Here is a 25,616-nt window from a genome sequence, read left to right as displayed (position 1 = left end):
CCAACAGGTGAGACAGTTCAACAATATCTTTTACTAAAGAAGTGTTGAATTGTTATAAAATTAGTTGAAAACCTCTATATAATTTTCCGTTCTATTCGGTAAGATTGAACTAAGAATCTTATTGATTAGGAGGTATATAATGAGTATAAAAAATGATAAGTTTGTATTAAATGTATCGGGAAATGGAACTGTTAAACAGCTGATTTTAAGAGATGATCCGCATAAAATGAACTGGGTATTAACAGAAGATTATTTGAAAAAGGCGGATTTTTTTTCTACAAATAAGCTATTCGGTCAATTTAATTTTGTGATTGAGGATAAAATTTATGATAGTTCATCTGTTCAACCGATCATTAAACAAATGGGAAAAAAATATAGAGTCATTTATGATTTTCATTCTTATATAGTGGAAATTATTTATGATTTAGAAAGCTTATCAGAACTAGTGTGGACTATTCGGGTGACTAATAGTAGAAAAATATCAGTAAAGCTACAATCATTTGGCATCTGGTGTTCTTTTAACTATGCGATGTATAGAGATACCAATGTGCTGAAAAATGTTTTTCATTCAGCAGCGATTTTCCCTACCATTTCAATAGATTATACAAAACTAGCAGTCATGAGAAGAACAACTGATGTTGCTAGCCTAGGAATGTATCAGTTAAAGGGTAGAACAAACTCGTTGGGTTCTTATTGCGATTTTAGTAATAAATTTTTAGAGGATGCATCACCTTCGTTGGATGGGGTCATTTTCCACCAACTTGTTTTATCCGGGAATCATAGTGGTGAACAGGATTGGATATATTCAAAAGATCAAGTTGTTTTGCAGGCTGAAGAAACAACAGAGTGGAAGTATGTAATAAAAGAAGTTACTAATCAGGAAGACTTTTACAAGAAAGGTATGGCAATAGGACATCCAAAAATCCATGCGCCAAAAATGGTGAAAATAAATCAGCCTTTTGAAATTTCAATTGAAAATGGAATTGTACAATTTATAGAAGCAGTCTATAAAAAAGACGATGTACTTGTTCAAACTTCACTAAATAAGTTAGATACAAATACATATGGAATTGTATTTAAAACTGCTGGAGAGCATAAAATAATCATACATTTTGAAGATGGAACATCAGATTTGATTGTTATTAATGTGATGGATGATCTAAAGACGCTTGTTAGAGAGCGAGTGAATTATTTGTGTGAAACTGCCTATAACCATGAAATAAAGGCTTTCCTTCCACTATCTAATCAGGGTGAATCGGTTGGGAAAATGAGTCTTATATTGAAAAAGAATCTTATTGATACTGTTGATAAAGACCAGTTACTTAGAGTAGAGGAAAGTGCAAATCTCTATGTTAAACAAAAGTGGTTTGAGGATGGGATGTTGGGGCAGCCTAAGAAAGTATATGGCGATTTTTATCGGGTAATGGATTTTGAGTATATTGGTCACCTATTTTTCCTTCTCTCTCAATTTACTGAAGATCAGTTAACCATGCAGAAACCAGATACTTATTTATTATGGGCTTCACAGGTAGTTGATTTGAGAATAAACCCAGAGCTGCATGTAGATATGAGAGAAAAAGAAGAGTCAGAGATGTTAGGTGTATTTTTCCTATATATTAATGAATTGCTTACGGCGCTGGAAGAGAAAAAAATTGGCGAATATGAAAAACTAGCAAAGCTGTGGGAAAATAATTTATTTAAAATTTTAGAAGAAAAATCAACTTTGTCAGCTGCAATGACCGAACATTATTTTGATAATGCTGGTTTTGGACCTGCCGCAGCATCTTTGTCAAATGCCGGGTATCTAGAAGAATGTAAAAGCTATGGAAGTCTTGTTCTGGCTAATATTGGCTTTAGTAATGATTTTCGAGCACAAAATCCAGATAGATGGTGGGAAGCTTTATCATATATGATTCACTCCTTATGGGGAGGGATTACAGCTGCAGCTTCTTTAGATTTATTTCTAGCTTTGAAAGATCCACAATATTTGGAAGCGAGTTATCGAGCATTTACCGGTGTATTGTATTGTTATGATACTGCTGCAACTGCAGTAAAATCGATAAGTAAAGGTGAAGCTGTCTCTAGTTATGCAGTGGCAAGTCCACATTATAATCGCATAGATTTATCAAAAGAACGGTTTGGACAAGAAACATTTGCTAAAGATGGTGGGCTATTTGCTAGAATTTTTTCAGAGGAACCAAATCAGACAAGTGATTGGGATATGGGAGAAGAATTGGTCGCTTATCTAGAACGTTTTGGTCAATCAGCTTATTGCTATTATGACAATGATAACGAATTACATGGTGTGAATTGTTCAATTAAATTTGAGGACAACAAGGTGAAGATTATGAGCATGGCACCTTATCCAAAACATATTTATTTGTTAAAAGAAGGTGAGCTTAGTCAATTAGATGGCAATGGTCACGTAGCTTATATTTCTATAACCTAATCAAAAAAAGCTTATTCATAAGTGTGTAAACTTACGAGTAAGCTTTTTTTAATTGAAGCAATATTTAAGGATACTCAATCCCAGTGTGTGATTTTCTATATAGAAGGGGAGATGTCAAAAATTTTCGTTTAAAACATAGAGAAAAATATGCAGGACTTTGGAAACCACATTTTATAGATATATCATTGACCGATAAGTTTGTTTTGATTAAGAAGCTAGATGCTTTTTCCAGTCTATAATTTGCAAGATATTCTAAAGGTGTACATTGAAATACCTGTTTCATACAACGAATCAAATAGTTTTCATGAAAATGAAATGCTTCTGAAAGCGAGGAATTAGTGATAGTAGAAGCATAATTCTCTTTGATAAAGAGCTCAATATTCTCTGCAAGTTCGATTGCACCAGTTTTTGAATAACTTTGCTCTTCTAAGGATTTTAAAAGTTGAGAAAATCTTTTTTGATTATCCCAGAAAACGATCGACTTCTTCTCCTCCTTAGTTCCCCAAAGTAAACGCTGAAGTAGAGCATAAATATATTTAGAATCGGACAGTTTCTGAAATTTTTTTAGATGTATCGTGTAGTCTTCGTTATGAAAATGTAAATCGGGCATTGTTACACTAGAGGTTAATTGAATAGGGTAAGGAGAGCTTTCCCAAATACCATCATAATGAAAATGAATCCAGAAAAATTTAGTTTCAGAATCACATGGTTTTGTCGGGTAATGATGTTTGTAGGGCTCTAAAATTAACATTTCATTCTCAGAAATAACATAATCTTGGAATTCTTCAGTTAGGTATAGACAACCCTCAACAACAAAAATGACATCAAAGTAAGGCAACCCGTTTCTATTAGGATGTACTTGCCCTGAGGAATATTCTGTATAATTTCCTTCTACAAATGTTGGAAAAGGAGGAGCGATTAGTGAGAGAATGTTATTTGGTTCCATGATTTTCTCCTTTAGTGTGAAATTTTATAAATATAAGTTGAATCTCTATAAAAAATAAAAGCGATTACATTATATAATATAATCAAATCAGTAGGGAAATGCAAATCCATATCTTTAAGGAGAAATTTCATGAAGGCAAAAATACTGACAAATAAAGGGAATCTGTTTAGTGAAATAGACAACCGTATTTACGGATCATTTATTGAGCATATGGGAAGAGCAGTGTACGGTGGGATTTATGAACCAAACAGTCATATGTCAGATAGTTATGGTTTTAGAGAAGATGTAAAAGAACTGGTGAGAGAGTTAAATGTACCCATTATTCGCTATCCGGGAGGAAATTTTTTATCGGGATACAACTGGGAAGATGGTGTGGGACCAATTGAAAAGAGACCTACTCGGCTTGATCTCGCTTGGCAAACTATTGAAACGAATGAAGTTGGATTACATGAATTTTTCAATTGGTCCACGCAAGTTCAATCGGAAGTCATGATGGGGGTTAACTTAGGTACTAGAGGAATTGATGCAGCAAGAAATTTAGTCGAATACTGCAATTTCCCGGCTGGAAGTTATTATAGTAATCTGCGAATACAAAATGGACAAGTAGAACCATTCGGAATAAAAACATGGTGTTTGGGAAATGAAATGGATGGTCCTTGGCAGATAGGAGCTAAGACAGCCGATGAATATGGCAGACTAGCATGTGAAACAGCGAAGGTGATGAAACTTGTAGATGATTCTATCGAATTAGTGGTTTGTGGGAGTTCAATTAGCACAATGCCTACTTTCGGTTCGTGGGAGCAAACAGTATTAGAACATACGTATGAGCATGTAGATTATTTATCTTTACACATGTATTATGGAAATCCTGAAAATGATATAAAAAGCTACTTGGCAAAATCACTGGATATGGATCGATTTATTAAGGGAGTAGTAGCAATTTGTGATTCTATCAAAGCAAAAAAGCGAAGTAGTAAGCAAATAAATTTGTCCTTTGATGAGTGGAATATTTGGTACCATACTTTGGAATCTGATAACACAATTGAAAAATGGCAGAAAGCGAGACCATTATTAGAAGATGTCTATAATTTTGAAGATGCTTTGGTTGTAGGCTGTTTACTTATTACGTTACTCAAAAATAGTAATCGGGTAAAAATGGCTTGTCTTGCCCAACTAGTCAATGTAATTGCACCAATTATGACTGAAAATAATGGAGAGAGTTGGCAACAGACGACCTATTATCCATTTCAACAAGTTTCAGCATACGGAAGAGGAAATGTTCTTATCACAAAAATAGAGTCCGATGGATATGATACAAAGGATTTCCTAGATGTACCATATCTTGAAAGTGTCGTCGTAGATAACATTGAACGAAAGGAACTAGTGGTTTTTGCTGTGAGTCGTTCGATAGATGAGCAAATGGAATTTTCAGCAGATTTAATTGGCTATGAACTGACTAAGGTAATAGAATTTAGTTCATTATATGGCTTTGATTTAAAACAGGCTAATACTAGTAATCAAAGAGATGTCCGACCAAAGAATGGTGGAACTGCTGATTTGTTAGAAGAGAAAGTAATCACCATTCTACAACCGCTATCTTGGAATATGATTCGCATTGGGTACAAATAAACAAACAGCTGTTTATTTAAAAATATAAAAATGGAAAGAGGGAATTATTGGTATGTTTAAAAAAATTATTTTAAGTAGTTTTATTGCTATTTCGAGTGTATTATTATTGGCTGCATGTGGTTCAGGAGGAAAAGATGACAGTTCCGACAGTGCTTCTAGTGATAAAGTGAAAATTCGTTTTTCAGCTTGGGATAAATTTCCTGATAATATTGTTGAAGAGTTTAATAAAGAATATCCAAATATCGAAATAGAACTAGTTCAAATTCCGGATTCAGATTACTCGCAAAAAATTAATCAAATGTTGGTCGGTGGTACTGCGCCTGATGTAATACTTTCATTTGAAACTGATTTACCTAAATTCGCAGAGACTGGATCGGTCATCTCGCTAGATGATTATTTGAAAGATACAGATAAGATTGATGTCGATGACTTTATTCCAGCAGTGAATAAACTAAGTGAACAAACTGGTGGGAACTATGGATTGCCTTGGGCATACGCCTCTGAAATTTTATTTTACAACAAGGATATGTTCGATGCAGCTGGGGTAGATTATCCAACGAAAGATTGGACATGGGATGATTTTGAAAAAGCAGCTGAAAAATTGACAATTAAAGATGGCAATAAAACGACTCAATGGGGAGCCGATGCTCTTACATTCCGTGGATTGTGGTGGTCGCTCGCTGGACAAGGTGGAGACGACGTAGTTAAAGATGGCAAACTTAGTCTAAGTAGTGGATTGAAAGATGCATTAACGTATCAAGATAAATTAACTAATTCATTAAAAGTGAGTCCAGAACCGTCAGCTGGAGACTCTGTAGCAGATTTATTTGCTTCTGGACAAGCGGCTATGGCAAGAACTGGTAGTTGGATGACTGGTCAATATAAAGATGTTGATTTCAATTGGGACATTGAAACTTTACCAAAAGGAGAACGTGCTTATAATTCACTACACACTGGCTTTTATACGATTAATTCAAAAAGCGAACATAAAGATGAAGCTTGGAAATTTGTAGAATTTATGATGAGCGAACAGGGCCAAACATTGAATTCTAAGTGGGGGAATAATCCTTCAGCATTGAAGACAATAGCTGAACAAGGTGCATATAAGAATTCTGGAGAAAATGGTCCAACTAATTGGGAAGCAATTGAACGCGCAGGGCAAGAAGGCGAATTTGGCTATGTGTTAGTTAATGCATCAACGACAACAAATCTTGTAAATCAATTTGATGCTTATCTTTTAGGAACAACTCCATTAGACGAAATTTTTGATAAATATATTCCAAATGCGAATAAAGAAATTGAAGACAATCAGTAAGTAGGTGGATATTGCTATACTGATAGCGTGATTGATAGTGTATGAACTAGTTAGTGTGTGTGTCTAACTAGTTCATATCTATTAAACGATTTCGGAAATATAAGGAACTATTTTATAGATAAAGAGGGGATTTACATGAAGAATAGGCAAAAACTAAAAGATACATTAGCTGCTTATGGTTTTCTGTCACCATGGATTATTGGGTTTATTTTTTTTACAGGTGGTCCTATTTTACTATCATTTTTACTGAGTATGACAAAATGGAATTTGCTAGGAGATCCTAAGTTTGTAGGCTTACAAAACTATCAGCAATTATTTTCGGAAAACTCGGATTTTTTCAACACTCTTAAAATAACATTTCTATTTACTATATTAAATGTAGTCGTTACAGTGAGTGCTTCTTTATTTTTAGCAGTTCTTCTGAATTTTAAAGTGAAGCTAATTGGCATTTTCCAGTTTTTCTATTTTGTACCAGCTGTAATGCCATCAGTAGTTATGACTAGCTGCTTTATATTGATGTTTAATAATCAACTAGGAGTAGTGAATTATTTTCTTTCTAGCGTAGGAATCGATGGCCCGAACTGGCTCGGGAATCCTCAACTAGTGTGGGTTGTTGTGGGACTAGCAAGTATTTTTACATTCTCTACAGGACAAATGATGTTAATTTTTAATTCGAGTTTAAAAGAAGTTCCTATTGAACTCTATGAAGCAGCTCACCTCGATGGGGCGAATGCATGGCAAAGATTTAAAAATGTAACACTACCTTCAATTTCACCAATTTTATTATTTAATACAGTGGTAGCGACTGTGAACTCATTTAATGGTGCATTTACTTTACTATATCCGCTAACTGGTGGAGGACCAGGCGATGCAACGAAAGTGTTGAGTTTGCTGATTTATGATAAAGCATTTAAACAATTTGACATGGGGACGGCATCGACATTAGCCTTCATTATGTTTATTATTGTAGCGCTAGTTTCGATCATTCAATTTAAATTATCAGATAGTAAAGTGAACTATGGGTAAGGGAGGGAACACGTATGAAACATAATTATGATTCAAAAGGCGTAAAAATTATTCAATACATCATCTTAGTATTTTTTGCTCTTCTAATGTTTTTTCCTATTTTTTGGATATTCTCTAATTCGTTAAAAACATTAAATGGGATTAGTCAGTTTCCACCAGAAATATTCCCATCTAATCCTCAATGGCAGAATTATATTGAAGTGTTACAAAAGAGTGACGCACTTAACTATTTGAAAAATAGTGCAATCTTAGTTGTTGGAAATACGGTAGGAACTTTAGTGTCTAGTTCACTAGTTGCTTATCCTTTAGCAAGAATGGAATTTAAAGGAAGAGGAGTAATTTTTGGGTTTATTTTAGCTACCATGATGGTTCCAACCGTTACATTAGTAATTCCACAATTTTTACTATTTAGATCATTCGGTTGGTTAGATAGCTTCTTACCAATGATTGTTCCAAGTTTCTTTGCCTTTCCGTATAATGTATTCTTATTCCGGCAGTTCTTTATGACTATACCAAAAAGTATTGATGAATCTGCAATGCTTGATGGATGTAGTAAAATCCAAGTATTTACGAAAGTGATTGCCCCATTAGCAAAACCAATCTTTATCACTGTTGGAGTTTTATCTGCTATTTTCTGGTGGAATGAACTTTTCCAACCACTTATTTTTATCGATTCAGAGAATTTAAAACCACTTACATTAGGTGCGCTAACTGCTTTCAAATTAGAAGGAGGTCAAAATCAGACAGCTTGGAATTTACAAATGGCTTTTGCGATGATTATGGCAATTCCTCCGATGATACTTTACATGTTTGCATCTAGACATTTAGTTGCAGGAATAAAGACTTCTGGAATGAAAGATTAAAAAATAATAGAAACATTTTTTTAGAGCTAGTATTATTAGCTCTATTTTTATGCTTTGCTTTCACAATGAATAGAGATATTGTATGATGACTATAAAAAAGTGAGGTGTGACAATGCGGGTAATTATTTTCGGTGGGAGTGGCTTTGTCGGGCAAGCAATCATCAAGGCTATTCAAAAGGCGAGTTTGGCAGCGGTGAGTGAACCTTACGAAATAATTAGTGTTTCGAGGCATGGCAAGCCAGAAGGAACTGCACTGTCAGATATTGGAGTTACCTGGGTTGCAGCGGATGTTTTTCAGCCGACTACCTGGGCGAATTATGTGCGAAGTGGAGATATTGTGATTGATGCGATTGGTATCTTTTATCAGCATAAAAAGCGTGATGTGACATATAAAAAGATGCATTATGAGGCAGCGATTGTGATAGCTAATATTTGTGAAGAACAGGATGCTAGTCAGTTGTTTTACATCTCAGCTGCTCATGGAATCCCATTTTTCAAGGAGTATCTTGTATGGAAAAGACATGCAGAGGAAAAGCTTTTGGCGATGCAGACGCCTGTTGTAATTCTTCGGCCGAGTCTGCTCTATAGCAGACGCCATCAATATTACCTGGCTAACGCAATTCTTTTAGCCAAAAAGCTGCCAATTATTGGAACTTTTTTTAGGAAAATGAATCCTCTGCAAGTAGAAAAATTTGCTAGTAACGTGGTAGAAAATATCGAGCAAACAAGTCAGGTTCAAAGATAAATTGATTAACTAATGGAATAAGTGAGCGGAACTGCCTCATTAGCAATAACTAAATAGAAGAAATGCGATACGTATCGACACCAAAATTGTCTAAATCTGGCGATTTTGGTGTTAATTTTTGTATAAATTGTCAAAAGTTGACAAATAGTGCCTGTAATATTGGGAAACGACCTTGACCATTAAATTACAAGGTTTATAATATTTTATAGGGCTTTTTTGTATCTGCTTCGTAGACTGTCCTGTACATAGAGAAGGATTTGGAGTGATTCATTTGGTAAATAATACATATATAAAAAGAATCGGGATTTTCTTGTTTCCTCTCATTCAGGTATTTTTTTCTGTGAGGGTAGGAAGCGAGCTGCATCAGTCAGGGAAGCTTAGTTTATTAGGCAATGTTCCCTTGTTTTGTTGTTATCTATTTGTTCATTATTTCTTTTTGGACATCGCTCAAAAAAATATAGATAGAGGGAGACTGGTCCCCTTACCGATCTACGCTATTAAAGTAATCTTAGCATTCATTTTTTGGTTCGCCATGGGCAATTATCGGATAACAGCTTACTTTTTGCTTTTTATTTTTATCGAGCTTTATCAAGTATGCCTTCTTTTACCAAAAATGAATTTGGGGCAGGAGTGGATACACGTAATTGTCGAAAGTTTTTTTGCTGGAGGGCTTTTTCCATTATTAGCCGCGCTTACACTGCCGTTCAAACTGGATGCGTCCTATTTATGGTTGTTCGTGCCAGCATGCTTATTTATTTATTTGGTCAAAGGATTGGCTCAAAATAGGTCAATTCGTCCTGAGAAAAATAATAGTACAGGACTTTCGTTGTGGGTCGTTGCTTGCTTATTAGTTGTCTTACAGGGGATTAATAGAGGACTGATTCAAGGGGTAATCCTCTTATTGTTGATTGCTGTTTACTTTGTTTTATATAAACGGTTTCGTTATTCAAATTATAAACAATATAGTCTAAGTGTGCTGCTACTGTTGGGAACAATTTTGTTATATTAAAGTGAGGAAAACGGATGAATTTAACTAGGGGAAAAGTGAATATTTATATAGGGATTGGTATAATCCTCGCTTGTATGCTGGCTCTATTTGGCATCAATAGATTTGGAGAAAATGTTCAAGCAGAGGAAAAGAAAGCACAACAGGCACAACAAGAAAAAGAAAAAAATGAGCGACAAGCACAGTATCAGCAGCAGCTAGAAGTCTTGTATGGGGAAATAAATGCCCTCATAAAGGAGAAAGAATCGTTAAAAAGTGAAGCAATCGGGATAGGTTTCTATGATTTAAGTACCAAACGAGCATTCTCATTAAATGGGGATGAAGAGTTTTTAGCCGCAAGTACTTCAAAAGTAATGTTGGCGATGTTAGTGGCTGACAAAATTCAAGCAGGTGAATTGGCCTTGGATCAACAGGTTTTATATACAGTTGATGACTATGCAGATGGCACGGGTGCGATTATCAATCATCGGATTGAGACGAATTACTCAATTGAAGCTTTGTTAGAGTATATGCTGGTTTATTCTGATAATGTGGCGACGAATATGCTTTATAGGAAGCTAGGAGGGCGGATTGTTATACGCGATGAGTTCCGCAAAAATTATTTGCCAGAGTTGAATGTTTCGAAAAACTTATTGACCGCGAATCAAGCACGAGATTTATTGATTCAACTGAATGAAAATAAGAAAAAGAATCCTTTGTATGGGCAAATAATTCAGTGGTTAAAACAGACGGAGTTTCCGATTCGTTTGTCGACGGATCGAACAATCGAGCACGTGGCGCATAAGATTGGCTCAGTCAATCATAGCGTGCATGATATTGGGTTATTTGATATCGAGCACCCGTATATCTTGACCTTTTATTCGACAGGTTTACCAGAAGCAGAGGCTGAAATTAGTACTCTTTCTGATAAAATTTATCAATTGATGACTGAATCTTATCCAGTTTTGGATAAATAAATCGATGTTCGCTACTTACAGGAGGTAGTTATTTCTGCTTTTCCTGAGGTAGTGGACTTTTTTAGCTAAAATGGATGTGGTAGAATAAGTCGATAGCTTATTTCTTTTAGCGAGAATCAGTTCTTACGAGGAGAATGAAAGCCAATCTTTTGCTCGCCAAAAAGGCTGAGTAATAGGAGGACACGATGAATAATAATGATATTTTGATACGTTTACGTTATGCGTTAGATTTAAAAAATCAAGACATGCTTAAGATTTTCGAACTAGGCGGTATGACAATTGATCAAACGAGACTAGCTGAGTTACTGACGAAACAGCCGGCTGATGATGACTTACAGAGAGATGCCGTATGTGATGCGAAAACATTGGAGACATTTCTTAACGGCTTTATTATCTTCAAACGGGGCAAACAAAAGTTGAAGCCTGGGACAACTCCGCCGAATCCATTTCAGATTACCAATCAAGCGAGTGTTAATAATGTGTTATTGAAAAAAGTTCGGATTGCTTTATCAATGACCAGCGATGATATTTTAGATGTGTTACGTTTAGCTGAAGTTTATGCTTCACCAAGTGAAATTAGTGCGATTTTGCGTAAAGAAGGCCACCGAAACTATGTGGCTTGTGGGGATCGTTATGCCAGAAATTTCTTAAAAGGCTTAACCATTCGCTATCGTGAAGACTTAGCCTAAAGAGGAATACTTATACAAGGTAGAATGAGAAGAAGATAGAAAAAGTAGAAATAGTGCTAGTTATGACAGACTACGATAGAGCTGAAATGTAGAGAAATCTACATTTTTGACTCTATTTTTTGTTCACTTTTTGCTAAATTCCCTAGTTATTAAGTAAAGGCTAGTCGTATCCTATTAAATTTACTGAGATTTATTTAGTTTCGTTGTGAAGCTATGATAAAATAGAGAGTAAGCAAAACTAAGACCAAAATAGAGGGGTGTAGAATAAATGCAACCATTTATCGAGCGAGATTTATACATAACAATTACAGGGACCCATCACTATTTTGGGATGAAGCCTTTTGAGATTGGCAATTTTTTGTCATTGGTGAAAGAGCCAAATAATTTTTTTGATGAGGAAGCGATTGCTGTCATGGCGCCGGTGATTGGTAAGGTTGGCTATGTTGCGAATAGTCCTCATACATTGGCGAGAGGTTGTATGAGCGCGGGTCGAATATATGATTTATTGCCGAATGAATGTATGGTAGTCCCTCGTTTTATCACGCAAACGAAGATTATTGCCCGTGTCTATCCAGATAAAAAATTAGTAACACATACGGAAATTACGATTGCTGATTCAGAAGAGTTCAAAGAAATGACCGATTTTTATCGAAAATTAACGGAAGAAGACTGAAAAGTGAGGAAAGCTGATGCACAATAAAATATATTTAGTCGAAGATGATGAAATGATTCGCACGATGGTGTCAGAAGCCTTAGGAAAATGGGGTTTTATCATCTATTGTGTCGAAAATTTTCAACGAGTGATGGAAGAGTTTGAGGAAATTCAGCCAGATTTGGTGTTACTGGATATCGGATTACCGTATTTTAACGGCTACCATTGGTGCGAAGAAATTCGGAAGGTTTCGAATGTGCCGACGATTTTCCTGTCTTCTGCCAGCGATAAGATGAATATTGTGATGGCAGTTAATATCGGCGGCGATGACTTCATTAGTAAACCGTTTGATCTAGACATTTTGGTAGCGAAGGTCCAGGCGGTTTTACGGAGAACGTACACATTTAAAGAGAATGAGCAGCAGGTTACCTATAAAGAATGGTCTTTGGCCTTGGCTGAAAATCAGTTATTTTATGGCGACCAGATGCTGTCACTTACTCCAAATGAAACGAAGATTTTGGCGTTATTATTTGCCACGCCTGAAAAAGCTGTGTCAAAGGAATTGATTATGGAAAAACTCTGGGAAAGCGAAGAGTTTATTAGTAAGAATACGCTGACTGTTAACGTGGCGCGCTTGCGTAAAAAACTTTCTGATCAAGGCGTACCTTCGATTATCCAAACAATCAAAGGGAAAGGCTATGTATTGGTGGAATCTGATGAAGAATAAGCGCTCGTTTATTTTTCGCTTATTGCGAGATTATCTTTGGCAGTTACTACTTTATTTTGTGGTAATTGGCTTAGTGGCAGTGACGTTTTATTTACATAACCTTTCGTGGGCTATTTATCAGGATGCGATTCTATTTTCCTTTCCAATTGTCCTAATTTTATTTGTCGTGAAAGTGACAATTGACTGGCAGAAGCACAAAAAAATTCAGCGGCTGATTCAAAAATCGTGGCAAGTTGAGTCTCTAGATGAGCTGACGCAGAGCACGCTGTTGGAGCAGGATTATTATCAGCTTTTGACAAATATCACCAAAGAAATGAGTCAGATTACCTATCAAAAAGAGTCGCAACAGAAAGAATTAATCGATTATTATGCGATGTGGAGTCATCAGATAAAAACGCCTTTAGCGGCTTTAGATTTGATGGTTCAAGTAGAGGAGAGTCCACGCAAGCAGGAATTTAAGAATGAAATTTTTAAGATGGAACAGTATCTAGACATGATGTTGCAGTATTTGCGCATCCAATCGCCGGAGAATGATTTTGTTTTTAAGGAAGTATCACTCGCACAAGTGGTTAAACCGATTATCAAAAAATATGCGCCTTTTTTCATTGCCAAAGATTTAGGAATCGAGCTTGAAATAGACGAGGTTCGCTTAGTGACGGATGAAAAGTGGTTGAGTTTTATTTTAGAACAAATCATCTTTAATGGCATTAAGTATACCAAGACGGGTCAGATTACCATTAAGAGTGATGGGCCGCAGTCGTTTGTTATTTGTGATACAGGGTTGGGAATTCTGGAAGAGGATATTCCGCGTATTTTTGAAAAGGGCTATACCGGTCTTAATGGACGTGGAAATAAGAAAGCAACTGGTTTGGGATTGTATATGAGTAAGGTGATTGCTGACAAATTGGAAATTCAGTTAACGGTGACTTCGACAGTGGGTCAGGGAACACAGGTGAAATTTCAATGGCAACAAAGTGAAAGCTGAGCAGATAGTAGGCACGCAGGGAATACTGTAGTTGAGCAGTGAAATGTGATAGCTGGCGTACTCCAAGCTGAATGTCTTAATGAATGGAAAAGGCTGAGACAAAAAAGTCCAGCCTTTTTCTGTCGACAATTTGTGGTCTAAAATTTCAATTTATACGTTAAGCCTACAAAAATGTAAGGTTATGTTAGTTAACTGTTGGTGGTGACAGGCCGTGGTTCTTAGTAGACTATAGGAGAACAAACAAGAGGAGGAATTATTATCATGGCATTTTTAAACGTTAATCACATTCAGAAAATTTATAGTAGTCGTCACCAAATCGCGCAGGTTGAAGCGCTGAAGGATGTTAATTTTAGTGTCGAAAAAGGCGAATATATCGCAATCATGGGTGAATCAGGTTCTGGGAAGAGTAGTTTATTAAATATTCTGGCGACCTTAGATAAAGCAACCAAAGGCGAAGTGTTGTTAGAGACACAGGATCTAAGTAAAATTCCTGAAGGAAAGCTTGCTCATTTTCGTCGGGAGCATCTGGGCTTCGTATTCCAAGATTTCAATTTGTTGGATACTTTCAATATTAAAGACAATATCTTCTTACCGCTAGTCTTATCGAAAGTCAAAGTCAGAGAAATGGAAGCACGCTTAGCACCGTTGGCAAAATCATTGAAGATTGTCGATTTATTGGATAAATACCCGTATGAAATTTCTGGGGGTCAAAAACAGAGAGTGGCAGTGGCTCGAGCATTGATCACAAATCCGGATTTAGTTTTAGCGGATGAACCGACCGGCGCTTTGGATTCTCGTTCGGCGGATGCGCTACTTGAACTATTTGAAGAGGTCAATAAAAATGGTCAAACAATTTTGATGGTGACCCACAGTGCGCTGGCAGCGAGTCATGCAAATCGCGTTTTGTTCATCAAAGATGGACAAGTCTTCCACCAAGTATATCGCGGACAGCAAACTAACCAAGAATTTCTTACGAGCATCAATGACACGATGACGGTGCTGTTGACAAAGGGGGCGTAAGGAATGTTTTATCTAAAATTAGGCTGGAATAATCTTAAAAAGAACAAAACAACCTATGGGCCATTCTTACTTTCGATGATCTTCTTAGTGGCTTTGAATATTTTGATGCAGGTCATGTTAGGCAATGAGGGAATGCGCACTCTTCCACAGGCGGCAACCGTGCGCTCAATCTTCGGTTTTGGGAATTATGTCGTAATGATCTTTTCTTTGATCTTTTCATTTTACACAAATAGTTTCTTAATTAAACAACGGAAAAAAGAACTCGGTTTGTATAATATTTTAGGACTCGGCAAGAATTCATTAGGTGTTATGTTGTTTGTTGAAACTTTATTGAGCTTGTTGATTGTCTTAGTCGCAGGTGTTGTGAGTGGCACAATCTTTTCTAAATTTTTATTCTTAGTTATGAAAAAAATGACTGGTTTTGGCGCAGAATTTGTTTTCCAATTATCAGTGACGATGTTTGTTTCAATTGCTGTATTATTTGTCGGCATCTTTCTAATTTTATTCTTCTATAATTTCCTACAAGTAATTAAAACCAACCCGATTGAATTATTACACGGAGGGCAAACTGGGGAAAAAGAACCGAAATCAAGATGGATTTTGAGTATCATCGGAGCTGTTTTATTAGGGGTAGGTTACTATCTGTCATTGACTATTAAATCACCGGTAGAAGCTTTTGCAGCCTTTTTCATCGCAATCATTTTAGTGATCGTCGGTACCTATTTATTGACAATTGCCGGTAGTGTGACGGTCTTAAAATTTTTGCGTGGACGTAAAAAATATTACTACAATCCTAAGCATTTTGTGAATGTTTCAGGGATGATTTATCGAATGAAACAAAATGGCGCGGGGCTTGCCAGCATCTGTATTCTTTGTACGATGGTGCTTGTGACGGTTTCGTCGACAGCGGGTCTTTATTTTGGGAAAGAGAATGTTCTCAGTGGTCGTAATCCATTTGATGTTTCACTTTCTACGCAACAACAGACGCCAGAAATTGAAGCAACATTTGAACAACTGGCCAAAGAAAATAACGTCGAAGTAACGGACGGTTATTACTTAGAATTACCGAATAGTGTCGGTGTAGTGAGAGATAACCAGAAATTTGCACCAACTAAAAAAGAGGAAATTAATTTTTCAGCCTTTGCAATGATCCAATTCATGCCAGTAGAAGAGTACAACCGCTTGACTGGTCAAACGGAGACTCTTTCAGAGAATGAAGTGTTGTTGTATCCCATAGCTGGCGCATTTGAAGGGACAGAAATGCAGTTGCCTGAGCAAACATTGACAGTCAAAAAACAATTAACAGAGGTAGAATTCTTACCTAGCATCCCAGAAATTTCCGATTCTTATTTGGTGGTGACGGCTTCTACAACAGTTAGCAATCAACTGATCAAAGAGCTTGAACAACCTGAGAATTATGAAAAAGCCATTCAATTGCAGTCAGAAGTAACCGGTAATCTGAAAGGCACGCAAGCCAATCGCGACAAATTTACTCAAGCATTAGCGAGCTACGCGACAGAGTTAAATAACGCGAATGCTGGGAAAGAGTTACCTCAACCAAACATGGACTTTGCCGATTATACATCAATTGACGATGATCGAACGGAAACGAATGCGTTTGTCGGTGGCTTCCTATTTATTGGTTTGGTCTTTGGACTTAGCTTTACGTTAGCAACGGCTTTAATCATCTACTATAAGCAAATTTCTGAAGGTTATGGCGATGCAAAACGTTTTGAGATTATGCAAAAAGTTGGGATGAGTCATCAAGAAGTGCGTCAAACGATTGTCAGTCAAATTTTGATGGTTTTCTTATTCCCAATTACCTTAGCGGCGATTCATTTGGCCTTCGCCTTACCGATTATCCGCAAACTACTCTTGCTATTTGGCTTAACTGATCAAAACTTGATGAGTCTTGTGACGGTGATTTCAGTCGTGCTCTTCGCAGCGTGTTACTTACTAGTGTACCTATTTACTTCAAAAGTGTATTACCGAATTGTTGAACGGAAATAAGTAATAGCAAATGGAATTTAGTGAATAAGAACAAAAAAATCAACGCCACTCGTCGAAGTGCGCGTTGATTTTTTTTGACTTAATTTAATTGTCTGCGTAGTTACGCGAAAAGGCGCAATTTACTTGAGTTTCGTTTGTGCATAATAGTCTTCAAAGATTTGATGAATCTGAGGGTGCGTTTTCTTTAACCGGATTAAACGCTGTGTTTCAGCGGATAAAAAGCAGTGACTGCTGGTGCCTGTAGTCAGAATAGTGTCACCGTCAACGGGATAAATCGTATAACCAAAAGTCAGGCGTGTCCCGGTATAAGAATGAATCGCGATATCAATCCGAATCTCGTCGCCAAAACGAATCATGCCTTTATATTGGCAAGAGACATCTAGCACAGGAATAATAATCCCAGCATCTTCAATTTCCTTGTAGCTACAATTCAGAAAATCTAGTAGCTGAACGCGGGCTTCTTCAAACCAGCGAATGTAATTAGAATGGTGCACGATGCCCATTTGATCAGTTTCATAATAATGAGGCGTTCTGAGGTAGCCTGAATAAATCGTGTCTGTCATAGTGAAAGCTCCATTTCATTTGATGAAATAAGCATAGCGAGAATTGCAAAAGAAAGCAAGTGGACGTTGAAAATTGCTGATAATAAGGAGCGATCGAATATTCTCAATAACAGATTTTAATTGAGAATAATTATTCTGCGCACACGCCAAGCTTATGAATTATCTCAAACTAAATTAAATTAATTCTAAAAAACTGTTGACATTTTATCGAATAAAAGGAATAATTTCAATAGAGAACTTAGTTTAGAATATTTATTATCTGGGAGGAAAATACATGTCATTAATTGGTAAAGAAGTTGAAGAATTTGCAGCAAAAGCATTCCACAAGGGAGAGTTCATTGATATCCATTCGGAAGAGTTAAAAGGACATTGGAGCGTTGTGTGTTTCTATCCTGCTGACTTCACGTTTGTCTGCCCAACTGAATTGGAAGATTTACAAGATCAATATGCAACATTAAAAGACTTAGGCGTGGAAGTTTACTCAGTTTCAACAGATACTCATTTTACCCATAAAGCTTGGCACGATCATTCAGATGCGATTGGCAAGATTGAATACATCATGATTGGTGATCCAAACCATAAAATCACGCAAATTTTTGACGTTTTAGATGAAGAAGAAGGCCTTGCACAACGTGGCACGTTCATTATTGACCCAGACGGTATCGTGCAAAGTATGGAAATTAATGCGGACGGAATTGGCCGTGACGCTAGCATTTTAGTGGATAAAATTAAAGCAGCGCAGTATGTGCGTAGCCATCCAGGTGAAGTTTGTCCTGCAAAATGGAAAGAAGGCGCTGAAACATTGAAACCTAGCTTAGATCTTGTTGGAAAGATTTAAGGGGGGCATACAATGGTCTTAGAAGCAGATATTAAAAGTCAATTAGCTCAATATTTAGAGTTATTAGAGAAAAATCTTGTCTTAACAATCAGTGCAGATGACAGCAAAAATGGTCAAGATATGTTGGCTTTCGTTGAAGAATTAGCAGCGATGACACCGAAAATTCGCGTAGCTACTGGTTCACTTACTAGAACGCCTAGCTTTAGCGTCAGTACAGAAGACGAGGATCCAGGGATTGTCTTTGCCGGGATTCCTTTAGGCCATGAATTTAACTCATTAGTCTTGGCTTTATTACAAGTCGGAGGCCGTGCGCCGAAGATTGAGCAAGCAGTCGCAGATCGCATCAAAAAGATCTCAAAAACTTACCATTTCGATTCATATATCAGCTTGACTTGTCATAACTGTCCGGATGTCGTGCAAGCGTTGAATATTATGAGTGTTTTAAATCCGAATATCACGCATACCATGATTGATGGTGGCTTTTTCAAAGAGGAAGTCGAAGCAAAAGAAATTTTAGCGGTACCTGCTGTCTTTTTAGATGGCGAATTCTTTGTCAGTGGTCGTAGCTCACTAGAAGAAATCTTGCAACAATTAGAAGGTTCAGATGCTAGCGCAGAAGAATTTTCTGAAAAAGAACCGTATGATGTCTTAGTTGTTGGTGGCGGACCAGCTGGCGCGAGTGCTGCTATTTATGCGGCTCGTAAAGGGATTCGCACAGGCTTAGTTGCTGAAAAATTTGGCGGACAAGTCATGGAAACATTAGGTATTGAAAATGTGATTGGGACGAAATATACAGAAGGTCCTAAATTAATTGCTTCTATAGAAGAGCATGTGAATGAGTACGATGTTGACGTGATGAAAGTACAACGCGCAAAAGGTATCGAGAAAAAAGAATTTGTTGAAGTTACATTAGAAAATGGCGCAGTCTTAAAAACGAAAACAGCGATTTTAGCGACGGGTGCACGCTGGCGGAATGTCGGTGTTCCTGGTGAAGCGGAATTCAAAAACAAAGGGGTCGCTTACTGTCCTCATTGTGATGGACCTTTATTTTCTGGAAAAGAGGTTGCCGTAATTGGTGGCGGAAATTCAGGAATTGAAGCGGCGATTGATTTAGCAGGCGTTGTGAAGCATGTGACTGTCTTAGAATTTATGCCTGAATTAAAAGCAGACAGTGTTTTACAGGAACGTTTAGCTTCTTTACCGAATGTGACGGTCTTGAAGAATGTTCAAACCAAAGAAATCACCGGCGACAGCAAAGTCAATGGGATTACCTATGTTGATCGTGAGACGAACGAAGAAACGCACCTTGATTTGGAAGGCGTCTTTATTCTGATTGGCTTAGTGCCGAATACAGAATGGGCGAAAGAAACTATCGAGTGTAATCGTTTCGGCGAAATCGTTGTCGATAAAAAAGGTGCAACCAATCTGCCAGGCGTTTTTGCTGCTGGGGATTGTACAGATAGCGCCTATAAACAAATTATTATTTCAATGGGATCTGGTGCAACTGCAGCCCTTGGAGCCTTTGATTATATGATGCGTAACTAAAAATAAAAAGATAAGTCTAGTTCTGACAGATTGATATTTCCTTGAGGGAGTATCGCTGTCTGGGCTAGATTTTTTTAGTACTTAGTCTTTGTCTGGAAACGTGTGTGCATCCGGTGTTCCTTCCATCAAAAAAGCTAAGATACATTTATAGGAATATTAAGAGCTATCCTGTATGAGATTTTATTTGTGTACTAAACTAAGATTATTTGTTGTGAGATTTACTAATCAATTGTGAAATCGTGGCTGTTGATGTTTTCTTTTGTTTCTTTTTGTGTTACAGTCAGCCTGCGTAAGAGCGGTGCGGACGAAAAAAATTAAATGTATAGCAACCAAAATTGGTGGGCTTCGACGGTTTGATAGAGTGAAATTAAATCGTTGAAACTACTCTTTTTAATTGTTGAACAGAAAATAGTTGATTAAGAAAGCTATAACAAGCATGGGTTTTTAAATAAATAGTTAAGAAGGATTCAAAATAATTGCAATCATGCGCATCATTGCGTATAATTACATGTATAAAGGAAGATAGTGATATGCCGAAAACAGCTAGAGAGGTTTTGAAAATTCTAAAAAAAAATGGATTTATAAAGATTAACCAGAATGGTAGCCACATAAAAATGTATAATCCAAAGACAAACAAAACTGCTATCGTTCCTATTCACATAGGAGACATCCCACTGGGAACAGAAAGAAATATTTGGAAACAAGCGAATTTGAACAGTCCACGTATTTACCATTGAGGTATTCACAATCGAACAAATGATAGGAGAAGATAGTATGCGTAATAAACACCTAGTTATTTATCCAGCAATATTTAGTCCCGAAGATAAAAATTATAACGTTACTTTTCCAGACATTCCAGAGGCAATCACGTTTGGTGAAGGGATTGATGAGGCAGTCGAGATGGCGCAATCCGCACTAGGTTTAGCAATCTATGATCAAGAAAGCTATCCAAATGCTACAAATCCAAAGAGTATTGTTCTGGAAAATGAAGATGATTTTATTTTGATGGTTACGTTAGATTTGGCAGAGTATAGACGAAAAAATCATGCGAAAACTATCCGAAAAAATACTTCTATACCAGAGTGGTTGAATGTAATCGCTGAAAAAGAGAACATTAATTTTTCTCAAACCCTAACCGAAGCATTAAAAGAAAAGTTAGGGGTATAAAAATTAAACGGCGGCTTTTATTTCTTTAGGTAACGTCTATTTTAATAGGAAAAAGAATTGCATTTTGTAGAGCCTCCTATTTATGTTATATTGTAAAAAAGGAAATATTTTACAGAAGGTAGGGAGCATAATGAAGGAATTTGAAGAGTATCTGGCTAATTTTAAAGAAGAGTCACAGCGGGAAAAAATGACGGAAATCCTCAGTTGGGTTCACGAAACGTTTCCGGAATTGGGTAGGCGGATTGCGTGGAGCGAGCCAATGTTTACAGATCATGGCACGTTTATTATTGGCTTTAGTGCATCAAAAAAACATATTGCGGTCTCGCCTGAAGTGGCGGGAATTACCCATTTTGCTAAGAAAATTGAAGAGGCAGGCTATAGCCATACCAACAATATCATGCGCATTACTTGGGATAGTCCGGTGAATTATGGATTATTGAAGGAAATGATTGAATTTAATCTACTGGAAAAAATCGATTGCCAAACGTTTTGGCGAAAAGCTTAATCGCTGTAGGTTGGCTTGGATTGAGCTTAGTAAAAACAAAAATGACTAATAAAACCTCATTGGAAGTAGCAATTTTTCTGCTCTTTCAATGAGGTTATTTTTAATTTTGTGTGAGTGTTCCATTTTCTAACTGATAGATTTGATCAGCGATAGCGAGGGTGGTTTCGCGATGTGAAATCATCAAGACTGTTTTCTGATCAAAGCCATTTTTTAAGCTGGCTAATATCGCTTGTTCATTGAGATAGTCCAGATTACTTGTCGGCTCATCTAGTAGAAGTAGTGGCGCATCGTGCAAGAATAAACGCGCCATGCCAATTCGTTGCCGTTCTCCATCAGAGACATTCCGAGCGTTACCACCGATAATTGTTTGATAACCTTCAGGAAGCGTCGAAATCCAGTCGTGAATCGCGGCTTTTTTGGCTGCTTGTTCCAATTCATCTTGTGAGGCTTGCGGATTTCCCAGACGAATGTTGGCTGCCAGAGTATCTTCAAAAATGAAGGTACTTTGTTCCATAACTCCTTGTGTCTGATGCAAACTATCCTCTGTTATTTTCGGTAAAGGCGTCTGATTGAGGTTGATTCGTCCTTTATCAGGGTCCCAATAACGCATCAAAAGTTTCAATAAAGTACTTTTGCCGTTGCCACTTTCGCCGCCAATCCCAATTTTATCCCCTTTATTTATCGAAAGAGAAATATTCTTGAGCAGTTCTTGCGTATCTGTATATGAAAAGTCAATTTGCTGAAAGTCGATTGCATCGATCGTTGGTAATTCTTCGGTTGACTCTGCAAATGAGACAATTGGCTGTTCTTTCGTTAAGGCATATAGACGACGTCCACTGGCAAAAGTGGTTAAGAGAGCACTACCTAGGCCGCTCAAGGCTAAGACTGAACCGAAGGAACTGAGACTAAGAATTGTGCCAATCAAGACATCTTTTGCTTCCATTTGAAGAGTAGCTCCGACTAAGAATAAAGCTACAGCGGTGATGAGTAGAATTAGTTCGCTACTAATTCTAAGCCAACTTTCTTGGGTTAGACGGCGTCTATATTGTTGATTTAGATTGTCACCGGCTTCATCTAATGAAGCTAAACGTTCTTCTTCGAGTGAATAGTAGGTGATTTCTTGTAGACTAGCCACATTTTCCATCACCTGCTGATTTAAGTCGACAAATGATTGTTGATAATCATCGCCCAACTGCTGACTTTTTTGATAGCCCACGACAGGGATTAAAATGCCAACAATCAGTTGTCCGACGAATAAAATACAGGCTAAAATCGGTTGATGACTGGCTAGAAAAGCGATCGTCGCAATCGTTGTACCAAAGGCAATCAGAATAGGGGAAATCGTATGGGCAAAAAAGACTTCCAAGGCTTCGACATCACTGGTGATTGCTGTGACTAGATCACCACTCTTGTGGCCGGATAATTTTGCCGGACCAATCGCTCGCAGTGTCTCGAAGATTCGGTCACGAATGATGGCCAATAAACGAAAGGCAATCTCGTGATTGAGATATTGTTCCAAATAACGGGCTACGCCGCGGATAACGCCACAGATTAGCATGAAAATAAATGTTTGTTTGGGCTGTGTAGGCGCTCCTGAGACGAGGGCAAATAGTTCGTTGAGTCCTAATATAGGAATCGCTATAACAGAAAGATTGCTGATGATTCCCAAGAAAGCGGCCAAAAAGACTTTTCCAGTCATTGGTCGGACAAACGAGAGGAGCCATTTGATTAAATCAGTTGTTTTCATTGACTGCTACCTCCTGTTAATACCGTTTGTTCATCTGCAAAATAATTTTTAAAGTAAGCGGATGTTTCGTTCAATTCTTTTGGCGTACCCGTTGCAACCAGCTGACTGTCATCAAAGACCATGACCTGATCAGCATCGAGAACATTGTACAAACGATGAGAAATAAATAAGACAATCTTCGTTTTTGCTAGTTCTTTTAGGCAAGAAAGGATAATTTTCTCACTAGCTAGATCGACGCCAGAAGTAATCTCATCAAAGATATAAATTTCCGTCTCTTTTAATAAAGCTCTTGCGAGTAATAGTCGTTGCCGTTGACCTCCAGAAAGATTGTCGCCATTTTCATAGAGCACTTCGTCAAGCTGTTGCGGTAGTTGACGCACAAAGGATGTCAATTGGACTTGTTCCAATGTCTGCCACAGCATTTCTTCAGAGGCTTCAGGATTCCCTAGTAATAAGTTTTCTTTGATTGTTTTCGGATAGAGATAACTGTGATTGTCCACCAGTAAAGCCTTGTTTAAAATAGTTTCTTTAGCTAGCGTCCGAAGCTCTGTGTGATTCCAATAAATGGCTCCTGTGTAGTCTGTTAACTGATGCAAAAGTAAGCGAACGAGGGTGCTTTTCCCTGATCCAGATTTCCCGACAATTGCGGTGAACTGGCCTTTTTTAAGAGTGAGTTGAATATTTTTTAAGGCATCCGTAGCTTCTTCGGTGTAACGAAAGCTGACGCCATCTAGTGCAATTGTCTCAATGGGTTGGTTGATTGTTTCAGTCCCATAGACGGGTTCCTTCAATTCTAGATAGGTGAATAATTTTTTACAGGCGCTAATCCCATTCATGGCAACATGGAAAAGCGAACCTAGTTGGCGCATCGGAATAAAGAACTCGGCACTTAATAAAAGAAACATCAACATTCCTTCAAAGGAAAGCTGACCATTTTGATAAGAAAATAACGCCACGCCAATCCCGCTAGCTGCACCACAGTAAGAAACGATATCCATAATGGTAATCGAATTGAGCTGCATAGAAAGTAAACTCATAGTGACTTTTCGGAATTTCTCAGCATTCGTTGCAGCTTCAGTTTGTTTTGTTTCATCTTGATTGTAGGCTTTTAACGTACTCAGACCACTCAGATTTTCATGGAATTTTGCACCAAGATCGGTATAAGTTGTCCAGTAGCCACTCAATATTCGTTTGGCAATCTTCATGACGCTCATAATAACTAGCGGAATAAGTGGCATGCAGATAAGTAAAATTAGTGCGGGTTTAATCGCAAAAAGACTCAGCGTTACGAAAATCATTAGAGAAGCGATGAGACAATAAAATAGTTGCGGTAAGAAGCGCGCATAATAGATTTCTAATTGCTCGATTCCATCGACGGAAAGCTGAGCCAAGGTTGCTGAAGGGAGTTGATTTTGACTTTTTCCTAGTCGAAACGCTTTTTCCATAATTTTCTTACGCAAATTGAGGCGAAGCTCAGAGGAGGCCCGGAAAGTTAGGGATTCCTGTAGTTTTGCTAAGATGACTTTTAAGATACAAACGCTAAACAGCACACCTAATAGCAGTGTGCTGGGACTGGTTCTTGCTTGAAAGTACTGGGTAAGTGAGACCGAAATCGTCCACCATAAGGCAATCGAAGACAATAGATTGAGTAAGCGTACAGCAACTAAGAGAAATAGATTTCGTTTTTCAGTTAGCTGGAATAAACGTTTATCAATCATTGCCGTCACCTAATTGAACAGATTCCGCAGTTTGTTTCTTATTTTTACCTTTAAGATACCAAGTCAAACCAATGACATGCGCGACATAGACAATTGTCAAGGTAATCCGCATCACCAAGTTGTTGACAAGGATACCAGGAATGGCAAAGACGATTAAAATCATCAAGAACATTTTAATCATGCCTTTATTTGTGATTTTTTTCTCAACCAACGTTTCTTGTATGTACTTTTGATAATTTTTTGATTGGATAAATTTTTGATGAAGCTTTTCTGAACTTCTTAACCAAAAGAAACCAGTTAGTAGATAAAAAACGGTTGTTGGTAGGAAAGGCAGGAAGATTCCTAACGTACCAATCGCAAATGTAATAGAACCTAAAATAATAAATAGCCACTTTTTCATATCGTTACTCCTCGGAGATTAATTTTATGATTGTTTGAACAATCTCGATTAGTATACCATAAATCTCGGTCATTGAGAATGATTATCATTTTCGATTTTAAGTATTTTTGAAGGT

24 protein-coding genes are annotated in these 25,616 nt (G+C 37.3%); 19 read left to right on the top strand and 5 right to left on the bottom strand.

The features are described 5' to 3' along the window. Positions 1–139: 139 nt before the first annotated feature. Positions 140–2,449 carry a hypothetical protein gene (locus tag BAU15_RS07670; protein WP_161842159.1) on the top strand — a complete coding sequence of 770 codons (2,310 nt, stop codon included), beginning with the start codon at positions 140–142 and terminating at the stop codon, positions 2,447–2,449. A 64-nt stretch (positions 2,450–2,513) separates the two neighbouring features. Here the strand turns inward: BAU15_RS07670 and BAU15_RS07665 are convergent, their stop codons facing one another. Next, positions 2,514–3,395, bottom strand: a complete 882-nt coding sequence (locus tag BAU15_RS07665) for a helix-turn-helix transcriptional regulator (protein ID WP_161842158.1) — start codon at positions 3,393–3,395, stop codon at positions 2,514–2,516. 129 nt (positions 3,396–3,524) lie between these two features. Between BAU15_RS07665 and arfA the strand changes: the two genes are divergently transcribed. The 13 genes from arfA to BAU15_RS07600 all read left to right on the top strand — a co-directional run bounded on the left by arfA (position 3,525) and on the right by BAU15_RS07600 (position 17,018). Next, entirely contained in the window at positions 3,525–5,024 is a 1,500-nt protein-coding gene (gene arfA / locus BAU15_RS07660) for an arabinosylfuranosidase ArfA (RefSeq protein WP_161842157.1), read from the top strand. A 52-nt stretch (positions 5,025–5,076) separates the two neighbouring features. Continuing rightward, on the top strand, positions 5,077–6,339 hold the full coding sequence (locus BAU15_RS07655; RefSeq protein ID WP_161842156.1) for an ABC transporter substrate-binding protein: 1,263 nt from the start codon (positions 5,077–5,079) through the stop codon (positions 6,337–6,339). A gap of 135 nt (positions 6,340–6,474) precedes the next feature. After that, positions 6,475–7,365, top strand: coding sequence for a carbohydrate ABC transporter permease (locus BAU15_RS07650; RefSeq protein ID WP_161842155.1), 891 nt, complete (start codon positions 6,475–6,477; stop codon positions 7,363–7,365). A 14-nt stretch (positions 7,366–7,379) separates the two neighbouring features. Continuing rightward, a complete protein-coding gene (locus BAU15_RS07645; RefSeq protein WP_161842154.1) occupies positions 7,380–8,228 on the top strand; it encodes a carbohydrate ABC transporter permease in 849 nt (282 codons plus the stop codon). A 112-nt stretch (positions 8,229–8,340) separates the two neighbouring features. Next, positions 8,341–8,973 (top strand): NAD(P)H-binding protein, encoded by a 633-nt coding sequence (locus BAU15_RS07640; RefSeq protein ID WP_161842153.1) that lies wholly within the window; start codon positions 8,341–8,343, stop codon positions 8,971–8,973. Between the two features lie 613 nt (positions 8,974–9,586). Then, positions 9,587–9,982: a hypothetical protein gene (locus tag BAU15_RS07635; protein WP_161842152.1), complete on the top strand. Its 396-nt coding sequence runs from the start codon at positions 9,587–9,589 to the stop codon at positions 9,980–9,982. 14 nt (positions 9,983–9,996) lie between these two features. Next, on the top strand, positions 9,997–10,935 hold the full coding sequence (locus BAU15_RS07630; protein WP_161842151.1) for a serine hydrolase: 939 nt from the start codon (positions 9,997–9,999) through the stop codon (positions 10,933–10,935). A gap of 185 nt (positions 10,936–11,120) precedes the next feature. Further along, a complete protein-coding gene (locus BAU15_RS07625) occupies positions 11,121–11,624 on the top strand; it encodes a YehS family protein (RefSeq protein WP_161842150.1) in 504 nt (167 codons plus the stop codon). Positions 11,625–11,892: 268 nt separating this feature from the next. Further along, entirely contained in the window at positions 11,893–12,297 is a 405-nt protein-coding gene (locus tag BAU15_RS07620; RefSeq protein ID WP_161842149.1) for an HIRAN domain-containing protein, read from the top strand. 16 nt (positions 12,298–12,313) lie between these two features. After that, positions 12,314–13,003 carry a response regulator transcription factor gene (locus BAU15_RS07615; protein ID WP_161842148.1) on the top strand — a complete coding sequence of 230 codons (690 nt, stop codon included), beginning with the start codon at positions 12,314–12,316 and terminating at the stop codon, positions 13,001–13,003. Next, positions 12,993–13,988: a sensor histidine kinase gene (locus BAU15_RS07610; protein WP_161842147.1), complete on the top strand. Its 996-nt coding sequence runs from the start codon at positions 12,993–12,995 to the stop codon at positions 13,986–13,988. Before BAU15_RS07615 ends, BAU15_RS07610 begins: the two co-directional genes overlap by 11 nt. A 261-nt stretch (positions 13,989–14,249) precedes the next feature. After that, positions 14,250–15,008: an ABC transporter ATP-binding protein gene (locus tag BAU15_RS07605; RefSeq protein WP_161842146.1), complete on the top strand. Its 759-nt coding sequence runs from the start codon at positions 14,250–14,252 to the stop codon at positions 15,006–15,008. A 3-nt stretch (positions 15,009–15,011) separates the two neighbouring features. Then, a complete protein-coding gene (locus tag BAU15_RS07600) occupies positions 15,012–17,018 on the top strand; it encodes an ABC transporter permease (RefSeq protein ID WP_161842145.1) in 2,007 nt (668 codons plus the stop codon). Between the two features lie 119 nt (positions 17,019–17,137). Here the strand turns inward: BAU15_RS07600 and BAU15_RS07595 are convergent, their stop codons facing one another. Next, entirely contained in the window at positions 17,138–17,581 is a 444-nt protein-coding gene (locus tag BAU15_RS07595) for an acyl-CoA thioesterase (protein WP_161842144.1), read from the bottom strand. A 274-nt stretch (positions 17,582–17,855) separates the two neighbouring features. Between BAU15_RS07595 and ahpC the strand changes: the two genes are divergently transcribed. The 5 genes from ahpC to BAU15_RS07570 all read left to right on the top strand — a co-directional run bounded on the left by ahpC (position 17,856) and on the right by BAU15_RS07570 (position 21,636). Beyond that, positions 17,856–18,419 carry an alkyl hydroperoxide reductase subunit C gene (ahpC, locus tag BAU15_RS07590; RefSeq protein ID WP_161842143.1) on the top strand — a complete coding sequence of 188 codons (564 nt, stop codon included), beginning with the start codon at positions 17,856–17,858 and terminating at the stop codon, positions 18,417–18,419. Positions 18,420–18,431: 12 nt separating this feature from the next. Next, complete coding sequence (gene ahpF, locus BAU15_RS07585) at positions 18,432–19,964, top strand: alkyl hydroperoxide reductase subunit F (protein ID WP_161842142.1); 1,533 nt, start codon at positions 18,432–18,434, stop codon at positions 19,962–19,964. Positions 19,965–20,494: 530 nt separating this feature from the next. After that, the gene (locus tag BAU15_RS07580; RefSeq protein ID WP_161842141.1) at positions 20,495–20,701 is read left to right on the top strand and encodes a type II toxin-antitoxin system HicA family toxin; all 207 of its coding nucleotides are present in this window, start codon (positions 20,495–20,497) and stop codon (positions 20,699–20,701) included. A 37-nt stretch (positions 20,702–20,738) separates the two neighbouring features. Beyond that, a complete protein-coding gene (locus tag BAU15_RS07575; protein ID WP_161842140.1) occupies positions 20,739–21,131 on the top strand; it encodes a type II toxin-antitoxin system HicB family antitoxin in 393 nt (130 codons plus the stop codon). Positions 21,132–21,261: 130 nt separating this feature from the next. Continuing rightward, positions 21,262–21,636 (top strand): iron chaperone, encoded by a 375-nt coding sequence (locus BAU15_RS07570; protein ID WP_161842139.1) that lies wholly within the window; start codon positions 21,262–21,264, stop codon positions 21,634–21,636. A 100-nt stretch (positions 21,637–21,736) separates the two neighbouring features. Here the strand turns inward: BAU15_RS07570 and BAU15_RS07565 are convergent, their stop codons facing one another. The 3 genes from BAU15_RS07565 to BAU15_RS07555 are packed head-to-tail and all read right to left on the bottom strand — an operon-like array spanning position 21,737 to position 25,501. After that, positions 21,737–23,383 carry an amino acid ABC transporter ATP-binding/permease protein gene (locus tag BAU15_RS07565; protein ID WP_161842138.1) on the bottom strand — a complete coding sequence of 549 codons (1,647 nt, stop codon included), beginning with the start codon at positions 23,381–23,383 and terminating at the stop codon, positions 21,737–21,739. Next, positions 23,380–25,101 (bottom strand): ABC transporter ATP-binding protein/permease, encoded by a 1,722-nt coding sequence (locus BAU15_RS07560; RefSeq protein WP_161842137.1) that lies wholly within the window; start codon positions 25,099–25,101, stop codon positions 23,380–23,382. The genes BAU15_RS07565 and BAU15_RS07560 overlap by 4 nt, the downstream gene beginning before the upstream one ends. Beyond that, positions 25,094–25,501 (bottom strand): YbaN family protein, encoded by a 408-nt coding sequence (locus BAU15_RS07555; RefSeq protein ID WP_161842136.1) that lies wholly within the window; start codon positions 25,499–25,501, stop codon positions 25,094–25,096. Before BAU15_RS07555 ends, BAU15_RS07560 begins: the two co-directional genes overlap by 8 nt. Positions 25,502–25,616: the final 115 nt, after the last annotated feature.

Source organism: Candidatus Enterococcus huntleyi, from assembly GCF_009933175.1.
Classification (GTDB): Bacteria; Bacillota; Bacilli; order Lactobacillales; family Enterococcaceae; genus Enterococcus_K; species Enterococcus_K huntleyi.
Note: the sequence above shows the minus strand (reverse complement) of the source record. Positions and strands in the feature narration are given on the sequence as shown.